Source organism: Arthrobacter sp. fls2-241-R2A-200, assembly GCF_030209745.1.
Lineage (GTDB): Bacteria > Actinomycetota > Actinomycetes > Actinomycetales > Micrococcaceae > Arthrobacter.
Genome location: NZ_JARVRJ010000009.1, coordinates 80,631 through 97,751, shown reverse-complemented (window position 1 = coordinate 97,751; position 17,121 = coordinate 80,631). Strand labels below are relative to the sequence as shown.

The 17,121-nt window shown below is 63.9% G+C and carries 16 protein-coding genes and 1 tRNA gene; 11 read left to right on the top strand and 6 right to left on the bottom strand.

Annotated features, from left to right (window positions below):
* Nucleotides 1-16 precede the first annotated feature (16 nt).
* Nucleotides 17-631, top strand: a complete 615-nt coding sequence (gene yczE / locus QRN42_RS10445) for a membrane protein YczE (protein WP_284979119.1) — start codon at nucleotides 17-19, stop codon at nucleotides 629-631.
* Here yczE and QRN42_RS10440 read toward each other — a convergent pair.
* The 4 genes from QRN42_RS10440 to QRN42_RS10425 form a co-directional block, all read right to left on the bottom strand.
* Entirely contained in the window at nucleotides 628-1,458 is an 831-nt protein-coding gene (locus QRN42_RS10440; protein WP_284979117.1) for a DNA-formamidopyrimidine glycosylase family protein, read from the bottom strand. The genes yczE and QRN42_RS10440 overlap by 4 nt on opposite strands.
* Nucleotides 1,451-6,331, bottom strand: a complete 4,881-nt coding sequence (locus tag QRN42_RS10435; RefSeq protein ID WP_284979116.1) for an ATP-dependent helicase — start codon at nucleotides 6,329-6,331, stop codon at nucleotides 1,451-1,453. Before QRN42_RS10435 ends, QRN42_RS10440 begins: the two co-directional genes overlap by 8 nt.
* A gap of 57 nt (nucleotides 6,332-6,388) precedes the next feature.
* Nucleotides 6,389-6,868: a DUF4232 domain-containing protein gene (locus QRN42_RS10430; protein ID WP_350224873.1), complete on the bottom strand. Its 480-nt coding sequence runs from the start codon at nucleotides 6,866-6,868 to the stop codon at nucleotides 6,389-6,391.
* A 236-nt stretch (nucleotides 6,869-7,104) separates the two neighbouring features.
* Nucleotides 7,105-8,259 (bottom strand): cation:proton antiporter, encoded by a 1,155-nt coding sequence (locus QRN42_RS10425; RefSeq protein ID WP_284979114.1) that lies wholly within the window; start codon nucleotides 8,257-8,259, stop codon nucleotides 7,105-7,107.
* Between the two features lie 110 nt (nucleotides 8,260-8,369).
* On the opposite strand from QRN42_RS10425, the gene QRN42_RS10420 reads away from it, so the two are divergent.
* The 3 genes from QRN42_RS10420 to QRN42_RS10410 all read left to right on the top strand — a co-directional run bounded on the left by QRN42_RS10420 (nucleotide 8,370) and on the right by QRN42_RS10410 (nucleotide 10,039).
* Entirely contained in the window at nucleotides 8,370-9,149 is a 780-nt protein-coding gene (locus tag QRN42_RS10420; protein ID WP_284979113.1) for a hypothetical protein, read from the top strand.
* A 171-nt stretch (nucleotides 9,150-9,320) separates the two neighbouring features.
* The gene (locus QRN42_RS10415; RefSeq protein ID WP_350224872.1) at nucleotides 9,321-9,500 is read left to right on the top strand and encodes a helix-turn-helix transcriptional regulator; all 180 of its coding nucleotides are present in this window, start codon (nucleotides 9,321-9,323) and stop codon (nucleotides 9,498-9,500) included.
* Nucleotides 9,501-9,700: 200 nt separating this feature from the next.
* Complete coding sequence (locus QRN42_RS10410) at nucleotides 9,701-10,039, top strand: hypothetical protein (protein WP_284979111.1); 339 nt, start codon at nucleotides 9,701-9,703, stop codon at nucleotides 10,037-10,039.
* 826 nt (nucleotides 10,040-10,865) lie between these two features.
* On the opposite strand, the gene QRN42_RS10405 is transcribed toward QRN42_RS10410, so the two are convergent.
* Nucleotides 10,866-10,955: transfer RNA gene (locus tag QRN42_RS10405), tRNA-Ser, on the bottom strand.
* 107 nt (nucleotides 10,956-11,062) lie between these two features.
* Between QRN42_RS10405 and QRN42_RS10400 the strand changes: the two genes are divergently transcribed.
* The 4 genes from QRN42_RS10400 to QRN42_RS10385 are packed head-to-tail and all read left to right on the top strand — an operon-like array spanning nucleotide 11,063 to nucleotide 14,777.
* A complete protein-coding gene (locus tag QRN42_RS10400; RefSeq protein WP_284979110.1) occupies nucleotides 11,063-12,109 on the top strand; it encodes a zinc-dependent alcohol dehydrogenase in 1,047 nt (348 codons plus the stop codon).
* A 3-nt stretch (nucleotides 12,110-12,112) separates the two neighbouring features.
* Entirely contained in the window at nucleotides 12,113-12,511 is a 399-nt protein-coding gene (locus tag QRN42_RS10395) for a 6-pyruvoyl trahydropterin synthase family protein (protein WP_284979108.1), read from the top strand.
* Entirely contained in the window at nucleotides 12,512-13,516 is a 1,005-nt protein-coding gene (locus tag QRN42_RS10390; RefSeq protein WP_284979107.1) for a glycosyltransferase family 4 protein, read from the top strand.
* Between the two features lie 40 nt (nucleotides 13,517-13,556).
* Nucleotides 13,557-14,777: a DNA glycosylase AlkZ-like family protein gene (locus QRN42_RS10385; RefSeq protein ID WP_284979106.1), complete on the top strand. Its 1,221-nt coding sequence runs from the start codon at nucleotides 13,557-13,559 to the stop codon at nucleotides 14,775-14,777.
* Here the strand turns inward: QRN42_RS10385 and QRN42_RS10380 are convergent.
* The gene (locus QRN42_RS10380; protein ID WP_284979105.1) at nucleotides 14,724-15,272 is read right to left on the bottom strand and encodes a nucleoside deaminase; all 549 of its coding nucleotides are present in this window, start codon (nucleotides 15,270-15,272) and stop codon (nucleotides 14,724-14,726) included. The two genes, QRN42_RS10385 and QRN42_RS10380, sit on opposite strands and share 54 nt — an antisense overlap.
* A 22-nt stretch (nucleotides 15,273-15,294) precedes the next feature.
* Between QRN42_RS10380 and upp the strand changes: the two genes are divergently transcribed.
* Genes upp through QRN42_RS10365 form a run of 3 tightly spaced genes read left to right on the top strand, consistent with a single transcriptional unit; the run spans nucleotide 15,295 to nucleotide 17,105 of the window.
* On the top strand, nucleotides 15,295-15,930 hold the full coding sequence (gene upp / locus QRN42_RS10375; protein WP_284975656.1) for a uracil phosphoribosyltransferase: 636 nt from the start codon (nucleotides 15,295-15,297) through the stop codon (nucleotides 15,928-15,930).
* A gap of 60 nt (nucleotides 15,931-15,990) precedes the next feature.
* Nucleotides 15,991-16,368 carry a glyoxalase superfamily protein gene (locus QRN42_RS10370; protein ID WP_284979104.1) on the top strand — a complete coding sequence of 126 codons (378 nt, stop codon included), beginning with the start codon at nucleotides 15,991-15,993 and terminating at the stop codon, nucleotides 16,366-16,368.
* Nucleotides 16,369-16,409: 41 nt separating this feature from the next.
* On the top strand, nucleotides 16,410-17,105 hold the full coding sequence (locus tag QRN42_RS10365) for an HAD-IA family hydrolase (RefSeq protein ID WP_284979103.1): 696 nt from the start codon (nucleotides 16,410-16,412) through the stop codon (nucleotides 17,103-17,105).
* Nucleotides 17,106-17,121: the final 16 nt, after the last annotated feature.

Sequence of the window (17,121 nt, the reverse complement as noted above, 5' to 3'; positions counted from 1 at the left end):
TTACGATGATGGTTCAATGACACGACGACTTACGCAACTCCTGATAGGCCTCGCCATGTATGGCATCTCCTTGGCGATGTTTATCCGCGCCGGGCTGGGCCTTGATCCCTGGGACGTGTTCCACCAGGGCATTTCCCAAAAGACCGGCTTCAGCATCGGCGTCGTCGTTATCGCGGTCAGCTTCGTTGTCCTCCTGCTGTGGATTCCTTTGCGGCAGATGCCCGGCATCGGGACCATTGCAAACGCCGTCCTTGTAGGCGTATTCGCGGACCTTGGCCTGTGGGCCATTCCTGTGTTTTCGCACCTCGGCGGCCAGATCGCCATGCTCGCCGGAGCAGTGATCCTCAACGGAATCGCGTCAGCCTGCTACATCGGGGCACGTTTGGGCCCGGGAGCGCGTGATGGATTAATGACCGGCCTGGTCCGGCGAACCGGGTGGTCCGTCCGGTTGGTGCGAACAGGAATTGAAGTGGCGGTCCTTGCTATTGGGTGGCTGCTGGGCGGCTCTGTGGGTGTAGGGACCGTGGTCTACGCGCTGGCAATCGGCCCGATTGTGCAATTGCTGCTGCCGAGGTTCATGGTGCCGGAGGTGGCCCGCGTGCCGGCTGAGGTCACGTCCGCTGCGGCTTAGGGAACCGGCTGGCAGCGGGGGCAGAAGTAGATGTCCCGCTCCTCCGTCCCGTCAGGAGCGGCGAGAAGTGCGCGCTTGACCATGGTGCCGCAGCGCCTGCAGGGCTGGCGTTCCCGGCCATACACCCAGTAGCCGGGCCGCATCGCCCGCGGCCCAAGCGTGGTCCGTCGGCCAGGACCAAGGTTTTCGCCGAGGAGCCGCTTGGCATCGTTGACGATTTTGGCCAGATCCGGGACCGACCCCACAGGCAAGGTGGGATGGACACCGGAAAGGAAGCAGGCCTCACAACGGTAGATGTTGCCGATCCCTGCCAGCTTGCGTTGGTCCAACAGAGCGAACCCCACCGGGACGTCCGGTTCGGCCTGGAGCCTGCGCAAGGCTTCTGCCTCGTCCCAATCCGGGCCGAGCAAGTCCGGCCCTAGGTGGCCGACGATCTTGTCCTCATCAGCGGTCGGAACCACTTCCAGGATGCCTAAGGAAAAGCCGACGGCATCTGCTGAGACGGTCCGGAGAACACAACGAGCGGTGTGGCCGGGCTTGGTCCACCGGCCCCCCGGGGGATAAATCATCCAGTTCCCCTCCATTTTGAGGTGCGAATGGATGGTCAAGGCGCGGGGCTTCCTGCTGGCACCGGCTTCTTCGTCGGCAGGCCCAGTGAGCCGCATGAGGAGGTGCTTTCCCCGTGGAACCACCTCTGTCATGGTCCAGCCCGACAGATTGAGCGTGGCGAAACGGGGCACGCGGAAGTCCGAGGCGGTGATTTTTTGCCCTGCCAGTACCTGGTTCAGCCGGTCAGCGGCCCGCCAGATGGAATCGCCTTCAGGCACGGATCCGGAGTCCCTTCGGAGTTGAGTATGCGCCAGCTGACGTCAGCGCCGCCGCAATGGGGGTGTCCAAGAGGTCGTGGCCGTTGACCTTCTCCATGAATAGCTTGTCCACCGCGCCGCGGCGGACCACCCCGACGAGCGCCTCGGCGGCGACTCCCAACGCGACGTCGTCGTTACTGAAAGTGAGCAGTGTCTTGCCGCCGCGTTCCACATAGAGGACCAGTGCGCCGTCGACCATCACCACCAGCGCCCCGGCCTTCCTGCCCGGACGATGGCCGGAACCCGCGTCCACCGATACAGCCGGCCACGGGAGCGCAGCCCCGTAGGGGTTGGCGGGATCAGTAGCGGCCAGGGCCAACGCGAGCGGTTCGGCGTTGGCAACACGGGCGTCCTCAGTGAAGGACCGCAGCCGGTCAACTGTGGCGGGAACAGCGAACTGTGCCGCCCCGAGGTGTTCGATGAAGTAGCCGCGGCGGCAGCGGCCGGCCTCTTCAAGCCGGGCCAGTACTTTGTACATGAGGCCGAAGCCGCCGATGATGTTCTCTGCCATGACGGAACCGCGGGTCACCACTCCGTAGCGGTCCAGCAGCAACTCGGCGGTGCCGCGTGCGTGGATGGTGGGGTCGAGCTCGGGTGCTGGTAGCGCCGCCCAGCGTCCCACGGCCGACGGCGGCACGGCCCCAGCGCCCGTGGCGGAGCCGAACCGTCCTCCCGTGAGGCCGGGTGATCCGAGAAGTCCAGTGCCATGGGAGCGGCCCAGCCTGCTCATGCGCGGTGCCCGCGCCCGGGGAGCCTTGGCCACTTGCCGGTGGGCGGTTTTACCACCGGAAATCATGGCACGGACCGGCGCGAACGTATCGCCCGTGACCCGCCCGGCCCAGACCAGATCCCACAGCGCGGTGACCACGGCCTCGTCGCTGAGCACGGCGTCCATGCCGCCTGCCACGTCTGTCAATTGCCTGAAGAAGTAGCCGCCCCCAGCGCTGAAGTGATCCAACAGCCGTTGTTGGGCGTCGCCGGGCTCAAAGTCGGGTGCAGGGTTGAGTGTCAGTTCGGCAGAATCGGCGACGTGGAGGCTGATCCACCCATCGTTGCCGGGCAAGGAGCCGGCTCCGGACCACAGAAGTTCGCCGGCGGCCATCAGCTCATCGAGCATGGCAGGTTTGTAGTCGGCGACACGGCTGGCGAGCACCAAGGGTTCCCACGCTGACGCCGGAACCGGCACGCCGGATAGCTGGTCCACAGCGGTGATAATGCCGTCCAGCCCGCGCAACGCCTGGCCCCGGGACGTGCCCGGCGCCGTGACGTTTTGCCACGCGGGCAGGAAACGACCATAGGCTGCTGTGTCCACCGGTTCCACTTCAGCCCGGAGAGCGGCCAGGGAGCGACGCCGCAGTTTCCGCAGGACCTCGGCGTCGCACCATTCACTGGATGGCGGAGCGTCAACGCTCATGACCTCCACGTCAACGGCATCGGTGGCCGCCGGTTCCGCGACGGCGTGCGGCCGGAATTCGCCTTCCACCACGCGGCCGTCACCGGCTAGGCGCTTCAGCGCGGTGTTGACCACGGCGACCCCAAGCCCAAGCCGGGAGGCCGCTTCTGCGGCAGTGAAGGGTCCGTGGGTGCGGGCGTACCGTGAAACAAGGTCACCCAAAGGATCATGGACGGGCTCTATGAAGGCGAGTGGAACGCCCATGGGAAGCGGGACTCCAAGGGCATCGCGGAGCCGCGCAGCATCTTCAACAGCCGCGAAGCGCACGACGCCGCCAATGGTCACTTTGAGCGCCCGGTTGGCTTTCTGTAGCGCCGCCAAGTGGGCGCCGGCGTCGGGCGTCCCGGCGTCGGGCGTTTCCTCAAGCCGCTCCGCGACCTCGGCGACAGTCAGGGGACCCAGCAAGCGCAACAGGTCCGCGACTCCTTCCATTCCGCGGCCCTTGCGGTCCGGGGCAAGCCGTTGCAACTCCCGCTCGGTGGAATCGATGACGGCGGCGTCGAGGAGTTCCCGGAGCTCCACGCGGCCCAAGAGTTCGTTGAGGAGGGTCGAGTCCAGGGCGAGGGCGGCTGCCCGGCGTTCTGCGAGCGGGGAGTCGCCTTCGTAAAGGAACTGCGCAACGTAGCCGAACAGCAGGGACTTCGCGAAAGGGGAGGGCTGTTGCGTTGTAGTTTCGACGATCCGCAACTCACGCCGCTCCACGGATGCCGCGATGTCCTTGAGGGCAGGCAGATCGTAAACATCCTGCAGGCATTCGCGAACGGTCTCGAGCACGATGGGGAACGAGGGATACTTACGGGCGACATCCAGCAGTTGCGCTGAACGTTGGCGCTGCTGCCACAATGGCTGGCGTTTGGCCGGGTTCTGCCGTGGCAGCAATAACGCCCGGGCAGCACACTCCCTGAACCTGGACGCAAAGAGGGCGCTGCCGCCTACTTCGGCTGTGACGATCTGCTCAAGTTCATCCGGTTCAAAGAGGAACAGCTCGGCACCGGGCGGCTCGTCCTCCATCATGGGGACGCGCAGGACGATGCCATCATCGGCAGCCATGGCCGATCCGTCCAAACCGTAACGCTGTTGGAGCCGCTGGCCGACAGCCAGGGCCCAAGGCGCGTGGACCGGCATGCCGAACGGGCTGTGGAGGACCACCCGCCAGTCGCCGAGTTCGTCATGGAACCGTTCAACCACCAAGGTTCGGTCACTGGGCACAACCTCCGTGGCTTCCTTTTGCTCCCTGAGGTACTGGAGCAGGTTGCTGGCGGCGAAAGCGTCCAATCCGCTGGCTTGGCAGCGTTCCATGGCTGGCGCGTCGTCGGCAGCGGAGAGTTCCCGGATGAAGGCACCCAGGGCGCGGCCCAGATCCACGGGACGGCCCAGTGAGTCGCCCTTCCAAAAAGGAAGCTTGCCGGGCTGGCCGAAAGCAGGGGAGACCAAGACCCGATCATGGGTGATGTCCTCGATCTTCCAACTGGTGGCTCCGAGGGCGAAGACATCGCCCACGCGCGACTCGTAGACCATTTCTTCATCGAGCTCGCCGACGCGGCGACCGCCTTTTGCCGCTCTCGCGGAAGCGGTGGGTTCGCCGCCCGCCGCTGCTCCGGGAGAGGCGGAACCCTCCACCTCAGTGCCGATGATGTAGACGCCGAACAGGCCGCGGTCCGGGATGGTGCCGCCGGACGTAACGGCAAGGCGCTGGGCCCCCGGCCGGCCTTCGATGGTCCCGGCATGCCTGTCCCAGATAATGCGTGGCCGTAGCTCAGCGAATTCGTCGGAAGGGTAACGCCCTGCCAAAAGGTCCAGCGTGGCCTCGAACGCGGAGCGCGGCAGGCTGGCGAACGGAGCCGACCGCCGTACGGTGCTGAACCACTCCTCGACGTCGATACTTCCCAAAGCTGTGGCGGCCACCGTTTGCTGGGCGAGGATGTCCAAAGGATTAGTGGGGATGCTGAGCCGTTCGATCTGGCCACTGAGCATCCGTTCCACCGTAACGCTGGTGTGCAGGAGGTCCGCGCGGTGCTTGGGGAACAAGACGCCCTCGGAGATTTCACCCACCTGGTGTCCGGCGCGCCCCACCCGCTGGAGTCCGCTGGCCACGGAAGGCGGTGACTCGACTTGGATCACCAGGTCCACGGCGCCCATGTCGATACCGAGTTCCAGCGACGATGTGGCAACAACGCAGCGCAGCCTGCCGGATTTGAGGTCGTCCTCGATCATGGCCCGTTGGTCTTTGGACACGGAGCCGTGGTGGGCCCGAGCCAGGACGGGATCGGCACCCGTGGTGCTCCCGGCCTGCGCCATCATGTGCGCCGGGGTGGCCGTGGACGCCGGAACTCCAGGGTTCTCCTCCGGGGCCGCCCATGCACCTCCACCTACTGCCATCAATTGGCGTTCGGCATAGATCTCGTTCAGCCTGGCGGTGAGGCGCTCTGATAGCCGGCGGGAGTTGGCGAACACGATGGTGGACTGTTTGGACAGGACCAGATCCACAATCTGTTCCTCCACATGGGGCCAAATGGAGGCTTGCGGCTGCAACCCTGAAGCCGGGCCCGAATCGAACGCCCCGGCAGCACCCTGCAGGTCGGACATGTCCTCCACAGGGACCGTGACCGTGAGGTTCCAGTTCTTCTTGGACGGAGGGGCCACGATTTCCACGGGCGCTTGTCCGGCAAGGAACTGGGCCACAAGCTCGCGTGGTTGGACGGTTGCGGACAGCCCAATACGCTGGGCAGGCTTTGGCAGCAGTGCATCCAGGCGTTCAAGGGAAACGGCCAAGTGCGCACCGCGTTTGGTGCCCGCGACGGCGTGGACCTCATCGATGATGATGGTGTCCACTTCACTGAGGGTCTCCCGCGCCCGGGAGGTCAGCATGAGGAACAAGGATTCGGGGGTGGTGATGAGGATGTCCGGAGGGGAAGTCAGCAGCGTTCGGCGGTCAGCCGCCGTCGTATCCCCTGAACGGACGCCGACTGTCACCAGAGGTGCGGGCAAGCCCAGGCGTTTGGCGGTTTGGGTAATGCCGATCAAAGGTGCGCGGAGGTTGCGTTCAACGTCGACGCCGAGGGCCTTCAGAGGCGAGATGTAGAGGACGCGGGTCTTGGTTTTTGGACGCTTGGCGCGGCCCTTGCCGTTGGCTGGAACAGTTTCAAGCCTTGGGAGCGTGTCCGAGGGGGTGGAGTGCAGCCTGTCCAACGCCCAGAGGAAGGCAGCGAGCGTCTTGCCCGATCCTGTTGGCGCCACCACCAAGGCGTGGGAGCCGGACGAGATGGCGTTCCATGCGCCGTCCTGAGCTGGGGTGGGCGCTGAAAAAGCGCCGAGGAACCACTCTCTGGTTGCCTGGCTGAAACGGCTCATGGCGCCCGCCTGCGCCTGCTGCTCGTGCATTCCTCCATCATGCCCCACGGCCCCGACAGAATAAGACGGGACCGTGGGATGGAGAGATTAGACGGCTTGGAACGCCGTGATTGTCAGGAGCTTGATTCCGGCATTGCTACATGCGCCATGGGGCTCGGCCACAAACAACGAGGCTGTGTCGTTGGGCGGGTAGATGCGGAACCCCGCTGCAGCGACCTTGGTGCAGTCACCGTAGTTCCCGGCCTGGGTATAACGGATTTGGGCCCACGCCGACTTGCCCGGAGCGAGGTTGACGGTGGTGACCGGGGTGGTGGTCTCGCGTGTTGCAGCTTCCCCGATCGGTGCCCCGTTCGCATCGGCCGTCAAGGAGACGCCCGCGAACCCTTCGATGGTGCACGCGGTGGTTCCGGTGTTGGTCACGATCAGCTTTTCGTAAACGCTGCCGGCCGCGCCCCCTCCAGTGGGATCGGTGGACGCACTGAGGGATGCCGCCTTGCAGCTCGTAGCCCCGCCGGCTGCCGGTACGGTCGGCACCGAGGTCGCGGTGGTGGATGGAGACTCTGCCATCGGGGTGTTTTCCGGGGCGGTCGCGGGCGGTGTCGACATCGAGGCCGATGGCGTTGCGGAGTTCGGGGAGCTGGGCGGGGCACTGCTCGTCCCGGATGGGCTGGGGCTTGCCCCGCACGCCGCAATAAGCAGCAGCGAGGCGGCCGCCGTCGTCGTAAGAAGGCCGGTTTTAATGCGCTGAGTCCACATGCGCACTAGCCTTGCGGCGGCCGTGACGGGAGTCAATTGAGCCACGGTCAAGAACTCGGATTGGCGGCCGGATCGTGATGTTTGGCGCGGGCTGCCCGCGCGCCTGCCACGGCGCTTGCCGCGATGGTGATGAGTGCGCCCAGGATCAGTGCCGACCCTTCGCCGGGTTCGAGGAGTTTCAGCTGGGAACCAATGGTTGCCGCGGCCACGGGGACGCCCAATTGGGAGGCAGAGAGAACCGCCAAAGCCCCTGGCTGGCCCAGGAAACGCATGGCCCCGTGGATCAGGAGAGTCCCGACGCCCAAAGACACGCCCAAGGCAATCATCTGCGGATGGCTCCCCAACTCGCTCAGGTCCAGCGACGCCCCGAGCCACACAAAGAAGACCGGGCCGAGGAATCCGTCGCTGACAGCGAACAACTGGTGGGCCAGGCGCCGCGGTTCTCCAACAGCGGCCACCGCCAGCCCGAAAGCAAAACCCGCCAACATGATCGACACGTGCGTGAACGCGGCCAGTGCCGCCAGGGCGAACAGCAACGTCAGCTGGATCCTCAGTTCCAGGGCAAATTTGCGGTCCTCCGAGACGTCGTGCAGCTTACTGCGCGTTCCGTCCCGTTCCAGCTTTCGCAGGGCCAGGAACAGCGCCGCTGCGCACAATGCGACGGCGGCACCTCCCAATGCGGCCCGGCCCGCATGCGGCGGGTCGACGGCGAGGGGAAGGGCCACGATGCACGCGATGTCAGCGATGGCTACCTGCGCCGTCATGGCCAACACTTTTGGTCCCGAAAGCCGAAGCGAATCGATGATCGGCAGGACCAGTGCTGCCGAGGACGAGGAAAGGAGAACTATATACAACGGAGCATGGGCAGAGCCAAAAGCGTAGGCGATGCCAACGCCCAGGCCCACGGCCAGAAGGGCCGTTGCCGATGCCTTGGCCAGACCGCTTCCCAGTGCTGCCCGAATTTTCCTGTCGCGCATGGGCACGTGGGTTCCGGCAACGAACATGATGAGCGCAAAGCCAACATCGGCCAACAAAGTGAACGTGGGATCACCTGAGTCCACCAGCCTGAAACCCGAGCGTCCGATGACGAGCCCCGCAAGGAGTTCGCCCAGAACCACGGGCAAGTGCCACTTGCGCGGCAACGCCATGAGCGGACCCAGGAGGGCCACCGCCGAGATCAGGGAAAGCTGCAAGAACGTCACGAGTGCTCACTTCCACGGTTGGCGGGCTCGAGATTAATGTACTCGCGTTCGCGGAACATTTTTCTCCCCAAAGTCCGTCACAAAATGGACGCCATTGGTACTGAACCGACATGGGGGATAACAAGGGTCCTGCATTTTCCGACGACGGCGACGACCTGCGCCACGTAGGTGACTGGCAACGATGCAGCTATCAAGCTGGATGGAGGTTTCCGGCCGACTGGTTCGTGCCGGAGGTCACCGACCTCGTCCACTTCGGGGGCGACGCCGACCTCGCGCGCTATCACGAGGCGCTGAGACGCTTAGGTGCGGCCCGGGCTTATGGCGGAGTGGGGATCAGGGAGACCCTTCGGGACCTCAGCGCCTACTTCGTTGCGATGGGTATGCCTGTGGACTTCGAGGCGGTGCTCGACCTGGCAGAGGCGTGGGCGGAAGAGCATGAACTGGTCACTCCGTTGAGTTGCACCGACGTTTCAACAGGGCTGTGCACCATAGAACACTTGAAGAAGCTGGTGCATGACCTTTCGCACAGTTCCACGGAGAGGCAATCGAGCCTCAGGATTGCGACGCTGCACCTGGAATGGGCGCCTTGCCATCACACCATGACCATGCCTTTGCTGGCGGAGATCGGGGCGATTGTCGGCGTCGAATTCATGGATGTTGAGGCTGCCGCTGCTGTTCACAGGCAACACCTTTACATCCTTATGCCACGTTCGGAGCAGGGCTATGCTGCGCTCCTCCACGTCTACGGGCGCCTGGAGTACCTGCGGGGAGGGGCGCCCGGGCTCACGAGGATCACCCTTACCCCGCTGCCGGTGGCGAACGCTGTTTACGGTCATCCGTCCGGCGCTGCATCCTTGCGGTGGTGCAACTGCCAACGGCCCTTCGACTGATGCGTACGGCGGGTGCTTGGACTCGCCGGTCGCGGTGGAGGCCCGGGGCTTAGTAAACCGGAAGTATTTTGCCGATTTCCCACTGGGCGCCGCCCATAGCTTGGCAAAGTCATGATTTCGGCAACATATTTCAGAAACGGTCTATGCATGGATGACGTCAAGGCTATTGGTATGAGCATCAGGCATGCCCGGCGGGCTGCCGGTATCACGCAGGGCACTCTCGCCGATCTGATCGGCACGTCCGCACACACTATCCACGCCATCGAAACCGGAACAGGGAACCCGTCACTCCTGACGGTTGTCGCGGCTGCCAATGCTGTTGGCCTGCGCCTAGGGACGATTGATGGCTGACGATCTGGCACAGCTGAAGTTAGTCCGAAGCGTGCAGCGTGAGGCTTCGGTGATCGCTGGACATCCAGATTGTGCGCATATCTTCTTTGCTCTTGGCGTATTGAGCCTTTGCCTTTCAGTAACGAAGTGGAGGGAATCTAAGGGTCGCCGGTATCGGCTGTAATCTGTGCGTACTTGGGTGGTCTCGATGAGGGGGAAATGTGCAGTTCAAACGTTCTGCTGGTTTGTTCGTGACAGGTGTTTGGCTTTTTATTGCCGGCACAGTTGTTAGTTGGTTTGGCGTGATGACTGGTATCTCGTCAGCGAATTCTTATTTCAGTAGTGGCCCGGCTGCTGGTTCGGTGTTTGCGATGCTGCTTGGTGGTGGTGCTGGGCTGGCTGGTTTTTTATGTTTTGCCGTGGCAGCGCACCGGGCGTTGTTCAAGATTGATGCCCTCTACGTCCCGGTAAAGATGGATGGCGTGTACGTTCCTGCGCCGCAGCAGCACGTGCCCAATCCGGCGCCGTATCCGCCGCACTACCCGCCCATGCAGAGGTAGCTTTTCGAAGAGAAGAAGCACGGTCGCTCTTAGGTAAACTGCCGACTTGAGTACAAGAATTGAAAAAGCAGGTAAGGGTCGGGCGCTGCTATGTTCGGTTCACGGAATTTTTTGCAATGAGAATGACCTGACCCTTATTAGGGATCCAGGCCAAGCACGAAAATGCTCGTGGCGCCTCACTTGCTCGCCTTGCAAGGGGGATTTTTTTCCTGATGACGCCCCATAGTTGGCGAAGCAACCTGCCCGGCTGAGGGTCCTCGGCTGACTTTTCAGGCAGTATGTGCGCTTACCCAAGGGGACGCGGGTCAACACGTTTCAGTTGATCCTTCTGGCAACGTTGTTGAAGTCCGGGTTTAGCCTCCGGTAGGGGTGGTACTTGTAAGGGCTCAAAGCTGAGGCGTGCAACTCGGCGGTTTGGGGGACCTTCAACGCCAAAGAGGCTGACCTTCCCTGCTATGCGGTGAAGATCCTTGATGACCCGATCCTCCCGTCCCGCGAGACTCCGTGCCTCCGTGCCACCGAGCCTTCCGATGATGTGAACTTTGTGCTTAGGGCAAGGACCGCACCGAGCTACTGGAAGTAGCTGCACCGCCGCTGAACGGTACTCTGTCTGATTTTGGGTACAAGAAAAACCCGCCATGAGCGGGCGGCGTGTTCGATTACGTCTAACTGGCAGGGGCACCCGTCCGTCGTCTTATCGCGTCGATGGGCTCTAGATCATGCCGTCTCTCGCGAATTGTGCCCAAAATCTGCCCACCAGCCGGATTCGGGCAAAGCAAAAGGCCCCACTTCCCTTGTAATCAAAGGGAAGCAGGGGCCTTTCAATTGGCGGTGACGGTGGGATTTGAACCCACGTTGGCTTTTACACCAAACAACATTTCGAGTGTTGCACCTTCGGCCGCTCGGACACGTCACCAACTGAAATAGGGTACCGGAGTTAGGTCGTGTTCCCCAAAACGCCCTCGTCGGTCCAACAGCGTCAACTTCCGTCTGAAGCGCCCCAGCGATAGATTCATAAGTATCATGACGATCTCCCAGCAGCACGACGAACAGCCCCCAGCCCCCCAAGGCAAGCACCACATCCGCCTGCCCGGCGAAGCCCAGGCCTACTGGGTGACAGAGTCCGGGGCCGGCGAGCTGCGCGGTGAGTCCATGCCCATTCCCGGCCCGGGAGAGGCTCTTATCAGGACCCTGTATTCGGGCGTTAGCCGCGGCACGGAGCGGGTGGTCCACGAAGGACGCGTCCCGGAGCGCGTGGCAGAACGGATGCAAGCTCCGCACCAGGAGGGCGACTTCCCGGGCCCGGTGAAATACGGCTACCTGAATGTCGGCGTAGTGGAGCAAGGCCCGCAGGAGTGGATCGGCAAGACAGTTTTCAGCCTCCACCCGCACCAGGATTTCTACGTCATCCCCGCCAACCAGCTCACCGCGGTTCCCGAGGACGTTCCTGCCCGCCGTGCCGTCCTGACCGGCATCGTGGAAGTTGCCATCAATGCCCTCTGGGAAGCCGGGCCGAAGCTGGGAGACCGAGTCGCCGTCGTCGGAGGTGGCTTGGTGGGCGGCGTCTTGGCGACGCTCCTGCGGAAGTATCCACTCGAACGGCTCCAGTTGGTGGAGGCCGATCCCGGCAAGGCACAACTCGCGGAAAAGCTCGGCATTGAGTTTGCAAGCACCGAGGACGCCAAGGCGGACTGCGACATCGTTTTCCATTGTTCGGCGTCCAACGAGGGCCTCAAACTGAGCTTGCAGCTTGCCGGCGATGATTCGGACGTGATCGAGCTTTCCTGGTTCGCGGACAAGGAAGTCACGCTGCCCCTCGGCGAAGACTTCCACGCCCGCCGGCTGAACATCCGCTCCAGCCAGGTTGGTGCGGTCGCGCTGCCGAGAAGGCATCGGAGGACCAACGCCCAACGGCTGCAACTGGCGGCAAGCCAACTCAAGGACCCGGTCTTCGACACGTTCCTGACCAGCGAATGCCAATTCCAGAACCTGCCCACCACACTCGTTAAGTTGTTCGAACAGCCCGGCGGCTTTTGCCATGTGGTTGCGTATCCAAACCCGGAGGATTAGTACATGTTTAGCCTGACCGTCCGACGTCATTTCATGATCGCCCACAGCCTGCCTCGCGAGGCTTTCGGCCCGGCGCAGGGCCTGCACGGGGCCACTTTCGTCGCCGAAGTCACCTTCCGCCGTCGGGATCTCAACGACGACGCAATTGTCCTGGACATCGGCGCTGCGAGCGGCTTCCTTGAGGAAGTACTCGGGGACCTGAACTACAAAAACCTTGATGAACACCCTGCCTTCAAGGGGAAACTTTCCACCACCGAGGCACTCGCCAAGCACATCGCAGACGCCATGGCTGCCCGCATCCAAGACACGGCAGACGGCCCGGCCCTCACCGGCATCGACGTGGTACTCCGCGAAAACCCCGACGCGTGGGCGGGTTACTCGCTGGAGCTCCAAGGCCAGTAGGTGGGCATTCGCCTGATCGTCCCGGGAAACGTGCGGCACGGCTCCGGCGGGAACAAGTACAACGCCAAGCTCGCCGAGCACCTCGCCGTCTTGGGGGCGGACGTGCAAACCGTGACGGCCGACGGCGATTGGCCGGTGGGCAGCGTCGCGGATCGGCGTCGGTTGGCAGACTTGCTCGACGACGGCGGAGCCACAGTCATTGCCGATGGCTTGGCGGCCAGCGGCGCGCCGGAGGAGATCGCCCGCGCAGTTAAAGCCGGAACCAACGTGTGGATCCTCTCGCACATGGCGTTGGCAGACCACCCCGAACTCGAAGCGAAGGCGCTTGCCGCCGCCACTGGCATCATTTGCCCCAGCGATCATGCCGCCGCTGAGCTACGGGTCAAGCACGGCCCGCTTCACATAGTGGTGGCCAAACCGGGTGCCGACAGCGCCGATATCTCGGCCGGATCTGAACCCCCGCACATCCTCGCCGTCGCGGCGTTGCTGCCCAACAAGAGCCAATCGGGCATCGTTCAAGCGCTGGGCGAACTCCAAGACCTACCCTGGACCGCGGCCTTGGTCGGCTCACTGGATGCGGACCCGGCCTACGCGGCAGAGGTGGCGGCCGCCGTCGAGCATTACGGACTGCAGGACCGCGTGACCATCACCGGCGAGCTGAGCGGCGGACCGTTGGAAGAGCAATGGCACCGAGCGAACCTCAGCCTTTTGATCTCGAAGTCGGAGGCCTACGGCATGGTGGTCACCGAGTCCTTGGCGCACGGAGTTCCGGTCCTGGTCCGTCAAGGGACCGGTGCGGTCGAAGCGCTCGGCACCACGGGGGCGGGTGCTGCTCTCGATCTCAGCGGGGAACAGGCCCTCGCCACTGCCATCAGGTCTTGGCTAACGGATGCATCCCTCCAACAAAACTGGCGAGACGCAGCGCGCACCGCCCGGGAGGAACTCCAGGGCTGGGACGCAACTGCCGCCGTCGTCGCCAAAGCTGTCATGGCGCTCGTTAAGTGACGCAAGCTGCAGAAGCTGACCCAAGGTGCACAATAGGGCCATGACCACCAGCATTCCAGCCGCAGAAACCCTCACCCCGGAGCGCCTCCGCGCGTGGGCCTGGCACAAACAAGGCCTGGACGGTTCATTGGAAGGCAAGAGCTCCGAGGACGTCCTGGAGCGAGCCGGCTGGGCCCGATCCGTGGGCGGCGCCAACCCTTACTTGACGCTCTACGCTCGGGCGGGCACTAGCCGCGAGCAGGTGGACCGGGATGTACAAGCACTCAAGATCCACGAACTCCCCACCGCCCGCGGATGCACCTACGTCCTGCCCCACCACGACTTTGCATGGGGCCTGCAGCTTGGCACGGACGCCGCAAACGCCACTTTCAAAGTCTTGGCCAGGCTCGGCGTGGACCGCGGCGAGATCACCCTCCTTGAGGACCAAGTGGAGCATGCGCTCAAAGAGTCCGGTGAGCCCATGGACCCCAAACAACTACGGGATGTGCTGGGGGACTCGGTCCGCAACCTCGGCGAGGAGGGCAAGAAGAAGGGCGCCTCCACCACGCTGCCCACCGCCCTCGGGCTGCTCCAGGCCGACGGCCGCATCCGCCGCGTTCCCGTCAACGGCCGCCTCGACCAGCAACGGTATGCCTACACCTCATGGGGCCTGCCGCCGAGCCACCTCGACGACGACGACGCTCGCCGCCTGCTGATGAAGTGCTACCTGGGCTGGACCGGGGGCGCGACGCTGAAACAGAGCCAGTGGTTCACGGCCTTCACTGTCGCCCAGAGCAAAGCCGCGCTGACCGCCGTCGGCGCGGTGGAAGTGCCAACCGCGAACGGTGACGTGCTATGGATGCTGGCGGACGACGTAGAACAGCTGGCCGCTTTCGAACAGCCCGAAGAAGAACAGATCCAACTGCTGGCGGGAACAGATTCGCTGGTGCTCCTACGGAGGAACTCGGCGGACATGTTCGCTGATGAGGACAAGGGCAAGAGCGTGCTCGGTTCCACGCTCGCGCTCCAAGCCGACCTCCCGGACCATCCCATCTTCGACCGCGGCCGGATCATTGGGCTCTGGCAATACGATCCCGGTGCCGAACGGATCGCAGCTTGGACGTTCGCTGCTGCTACGGCCGCGGTGAAGGAACGGATCGGCGAGGTGGAGCAGTGGATCGGGCAGCAACTCGGTGACTTCCGGTCCTTCAGCCTGGACGCGCCGGCTTCACGCCAGCGGCGGATTGACGCGTTGGACGCCACTGCCAAGCAGTCGATGTGAAGCAAAGAACTCCCGGAGCAGGGCAGAACATTCTTCCTCGCGGACCCCGGCATAAACTTCCACCCAGTGATTGAGGCGGCGCTCGCGGAGGATGTCGAACACTGACCCCACAGCCCCGGCTTTCTCGTCCCATGCCCCAAACACCACGCGCGGGATGCGGGCCAGGATAATGGCCCCGGCGCACATCGCGCACGGCTCAAGGGTGACCACAAGGGTGCACTCTTCAAGCCGCCAGCCGTCGCCGTGCCCGCCGGCGTCGAGCGCGCGCTGCTGCAACACCGCAGCTGCTTGCCGGATCGCGACCACCTCGGCATGGGCCGTCGGGTCGCCGTGCGCCTCGCGTTCGTTGCGCCCCGAACCCAGCACGACGCCGTCAGGCCCCAACACCACTGCGCCAATGGGCACGTCCTCCGTGGTCAACGCCAAGCGGGCTTGGTCCAGGGCGAGGCCCATCCACGCCAGGTGGTCTGCGTGATACGGCTCGGTGGGGCTCATAGCTCAATGATAGTTTTGGGGGATGCGCACATTCGTCGTGGACCACCCGCTGGTCGCCCACAAGCTCACCGTACTGCGGGATAAGAACACCCCTTCACCGGTCTTCCGGCAGCTCACCGAAGAACTCGTCACCCTCCTGGCCTACGAAGCCACGCGAGAGGTCAAGACTCAGCCGGTCGAGATCGAGACACCTGTCACCAAGACCATCGGCACCGCGTTCACCAAACCTACTCCGCTGGTGGTGCCCATCCTTCGCGCCGGTTTGGGCATGCTCGAAGGCATGACCAAACTGGTCCCCACCGCTGAGGTTGGCTTCCTGGGGATGGCCCGGGACGAAGAAACGCTGGACATCATCACCTATGCCGAGCGCCTGCCGGAGGACCTCACGGGCCGGCAGATCTTCGTGCTGGATCCCATGCTTGCCACCGGCGGCACGCTGCGCGAGGCCATCAAGTTCCTTTTCAAGCGCGGTGCCTCGGACGTCACCTGCATCTGCCTGTTGGCCGCTCCGGAGGGCTTGGCCAAGCTGGAAGAAGAGCTGGCAGATGCCAACGTGAACATTGTCCTGGCTTCCATTGACGAAAAGCTCAACGAGAAGTCGTACATCGTTCCGGGCTTGGGCGACGCCGGCGATCGCCTCTACGGCGTGGCAGGCTAGCTTCCGGGTTTCGACGCCGCTCCTCTACCCGTCCAAGGGCCACGCAGCTAGCCTGAGCCCATGGACTGGAAACTTGAACTGGTGTTTGTCCCTGTGTCCGACGTCGACCGTGCCAAGGACTTCTACGTCAACAAAGTCGGTTTCAACGCTGATTACGATGCCCGTCCCTCGGACAGTATCCGCTTCGTGCAGCTCACCCCGCCGGGCTCGGCATGTTCCATCTGCATCGGCGAGGGACTCAATGATGCCCCGCCGGGGACCGCGCCCTCGCTACAAATGGTGGTCAGCGACATCAACGAGGCACATCAACAGCTCAAAGCCAACGGCGTGGACGTGAGCGATATCGACATCCAGGAGTGGGGCCATTTTGTCTACTTCGCCGATCCGGACGGCAACAAGTGGGCCGTCCAGTACCTGCCCCAGCGGCCCAATGGCTAGGGCGTGACCACGGCCGGCTTGACGTGCGGCAGGATGGAAGCATGAGCCTTCCTGCCGCAAACGCCGTACCTGCCGGGTCGCCGCAACTGACCGTCCGTGCCGTCCTCTTCGACATGGACGGCACGCTGGTTGATTCAACTGCCATCGTGGAGCAGGTTTGGTCCGAGTTCGCTGACCGCTACGGTTTGGACTTCGAGGACATCTTGCGAACGTCCCATGGCGTCCAAGCGGGGGATACCGTGCGCCGTTACGCACCTGCCGGGGCAGACATCGCCGCGTTGACTGCCGAGCTTGGGGAGATGGAGCGGAGTCGAATTGATGGGGTTGTGGCGCTGCCTGGCGCCGCTGCACTGCTTTCGGCGCTTCCACCGGAAGCAGTCGCCCTGGTCACGTCGGCGGACCTTGTGCTGGCCGAGATCCGCATGAGGGCAGCCGGGCTGGCCATGCCCGCTACGGCCGTTACGTCGGAGGCGGTTACTCGAGGTAAACCGCACCCCGAAGGGTACCTGAAAGCCGCAGCGTTGCTGGGAGTGGGGCCGGCCGACGTCGTGGTTTTCGAGGATGCCCCCGCAGGTATCGCTGCCGCGCGTGCCGCCGGAATGCGGACGGTGGTGGTGGGCGGGGCCGGCGTCGAGCTCGAAGAAGGGATGTGGCGCATCCCGGACTATCGGGCAGTGACGGTCACCGCCCAAACCCACGACGACGGCGGCCACCTGCTCAGCCTCGCGCTAGGCTGAGCAGCCCTCAGCCGTC

Excerpts from the sequence above, each read along its gene's own strand:
- yczE (WP_284979119.1), top strand. The coding sequence starts at position 17 with ATGACACGACGACTTACGCAACTCCTGATAGGCCTCGCCATGTATGGC.
- QRN42_RS10435 (WP_284979116.1), bottom strand. The coding sequence starts at position 6,331 with ATGCACGAGCAGCAGGCGCAGGCGGGCGCCATGAGCCGTTTCAGCCAG.
- QRN42_RS10430 (WP_350224873.1), bottom strand. The coding sequence starts at position 6,868 with ATGGCAGAGTCTCCATCCACCACCGCGACCTCGGTGCCGACCGTACCG.
- QRN42_RS10420 (WP_284979113.1), top strand. The coding sequence starts at position 8,370 with ATGGGGGATAACAAGGGTCCTGCATTTTCCGACGACGGCGACGACCTG.
- QRN42_RS10415 (WP_350224872.1), top strand. The coding sequence starts at position 9,321 with ATGAGCATCAGGCATGCCCGGCGGGCTGCCGGTATCACGCAGGGCACT.
- QRN42_RS10400 (WP_284979110.1), top strand. The coding sequence starts at position 11,063 with ATGACGATCTCCCAGCAGCACGACGAACAGCCCCCAGCCCCCCAAGGC.
- QRN42_RS10395 (WP_284979108.1), top strand. The coding sequence starts at position 12,113 with ATGTTTAGCCTGACCGTCCGACGTCATTTCATGATCGCCCACAGCCTG.
- QRN42_RS10385 (WP_284979106.1), top strand. The coding sequence starts at position 13,557 with ATGACCACCAGCATTCCAGCCGCAGAAACCCTCACCCCGGAGCGCCTC.
- QRN42_RS10380 (WP_284979105.1), bottom strand. The coding sequence starts at position 15,272 with ATGAGCCCCACCGAGCCGTATCACGCAGACCACCTGGCGTGGATGGGC.
- upp (WP_284975656.1), top strand. The coding sequence starts at position 15,295 with ATGCGCACATTCGTCGTGGACCACCCGCTGGTCGCCCACAAGCTCACC.
- QRN42_RS10370 (WP_284979104.1), top strand. The coding sequence starts at position 15,991 with ATGGACTGGAAACTTGAACTGGTGTTTGTCCCTGTGTCCGACGTCGAC.
- QRN42_RS10365 (WP_284979103.1), top strand. The coding sequence starts at position 16,410 with ATGAGCCTTCCTGCCGCAAACGCCGTACCTGCCGGGTCGCCGCAACTG.